Below are 1,223 nucleotides of genomic sequence, written 5' to 3'. Positions count from 1 at the left end.
GGCGGTCTCAACCGGTCATTGCAACGCTAGTCTTTCTTGGACTGCGAGGGCGAGAGACCGATGGCGAGAATAGGGCGTCCTGGGCTGCCCGAAGCCCAGAAGCAAGAAGTTTGGCTGCAGTGGAAGCAAGGCCGGCCGATCCGTGAGATCGGCCTCGGCATGGGTCGGACGCCGGGGGCGATTCGTTGCTTGCTGGCCACGAACGGCGGGATCGTCCCGCCGACCCGGCACCGGGCGGACCGAAGCCTGACATTGGCGGAGCGCGAGGAGATATCCCGCGGTCTGGCGGCCGGTTGGTCCTATCGCGAGATTGGCCGGCGTCTGAATCGGCCGGCGTCGACGATCAGCCGCGAAGTTGGGCGCAATGGCGGAGCCGACAGTTACCGCGCCAACCGCGCCGACGAGCTGGCCTGGGACCGTGCGCGGCGACCGAAGCCCTGCGTGCTGGCGACCAACTCGGCGTTGCGCCAGCTGGTGGCCCAGCGGCTGGTCCAGCGCTGGTCTCCCGAGCAGATCGCGGCCTGGCTTAAGCTGGAGTTCCCCGCCGAGGAGTCGCTTCGGGTGTCGCACGAGACCATCTACCGCAGCCTGTTCATCCAGGCCCGCGGCGCCTTGAAAAAGGAGCTGTGCGCGCACTTGAGGACGCATCGGAAGATGCGTCGGTCCAAGGCGTTGGTCGTAGCGCCACGGGGCGGCATCGTTGATGCCGTATCCATTCGGGAGCGACCGGCGGAAGTCGAGGATCGGGCGATACCCGGCCACTGGGAAGGCGATCTGGTCAGCGGCAGCAACAACTCCCACGTAGCGACCTTGGTGGAGCGCCGCACCCGGTTCGTGATGCTGGTGAAGGTCAAAGGCAGAGACACGGCCAGCGTTGTTTCCGCGCTGAGCCGGCAGGTCCAGTCGCTGCCAAAAGAGCTCCGCAAGTCGCTGACCTGGGATCGGGGTACCGAGATGGCCAGCCATAAGGACTTCACCGTCGCCACGGATGTCCAGGTCTACTTCTGCGATCCGCAGAGCCCGTGGCAGCGCGGTTCCAACGAGAACACCAATGGATTGCTGCGGCAGTACCTGCCGCACGGAACGGACCTTTCGGTCCATTCCCAAGCCGCGCTAAACAAGATTGCACTAAGCTTGAACCAGCGCCCAAGGGAGACCTTGGGCTTCAGGACGCCGGCCTATCGGCTGAGCGAGTGTGTTGCGTCGACCGATTGAGACCGCCG

General features: G+C 65.2%; 1 protein-coding gene. It reads left to right on the top strand.

The features are described 5' to 3' along the window. Positions 1-60 precede the first annotated feature (60 nt). On the top strand, positions 61-1,215 hold the full coding sequence (locus N787_RS11700; RefSeq protein ID WP_034214350.1) for an IS30 family transposase: 1,155 nt from the start codon (positions 61-63) through the stop codon (positions 1,213-1,215). Positions 1,216-1,223 lie beyond the last annotated feature (8 nt).

Origin of the sequence: Arenimonas metalli CF5-1 (assembly GCF_000747155.1) — a bacterium.
Lineage (GTDB): Bacteria > Pseudomonadota > Gammaproteobacteria > Xanthomonadales > Xanthomonadaceae > Arenimonas > Arenimonas metalli.
This window is presented reverse-complemented; position numbering and strand designations above follow the sequence as displayed.

Bases quoted from the DNA above. Each gene is read 5' to 3' on its own strand.
- N787_RS11700 (WP_034214350.1), top strand. From the start codon at position 61: ATGGCGAGAATAGGGCGTCCTGGGCTGCCCGAAGCCCAGAAGCAAGAA.